Raw genomic sequence first — 393 nt, forward strand, 5'->3', positions numbered from 1 at the left:
GACCGTGCCGTCGATCCGTTCGACCGCGGGAATGTCTTCTCCCACCGAACCTTTGGGGAATCGGAGGACGGTCGGTCCGTCCGAGACGCCGAGCGCCTCGCCCAGTTCCTCGCGCAGCGTCGCCCCGTCGCGCGGAGCGGCGACCCGGATACCCGGCACGATGCCCAGCAGGGACAGATCCCACATGCCGTTGTGGCTGGCACCGTCCGAGCCCGTCACGCCCGCGCGGTCGAGGACCACGGTGACCGGCTGCCGGAGCAGCGCGACATCCATGAGCAGCTGGTCGAACGCCCGGTTGAGGAAGGTCGAGTACACCGCGACGACGGGGTGCATCCCGCCGAGCGCCAGACCCGCCGCCGACGTCAGCGCGTGCTGTTCGGCGATGCCCACGTC

General features: G+C 70.7%; 1 pseudogene. It reads right to left on the bottom strand.

Annotated elements, in window-relative coordinates:
* Nucleotides 1–393, bottom strand: a pseudogene (locus R1101_RS29135) (1-deoxy-D-xylulose-5-phosphate synthase); the annotation flags it as partial.

Origin of the sequence: Rhodococcus sp. R1101 (assembly GCF_000278445.1) — a bacterium.
Taxonomy (GTDB): Bacteria; Actinomycetota; Actinomycetes; order Mycobacteriales; family Mycobacteriaceae; genus Rhodococcus; species Rhodococcus gordoniae.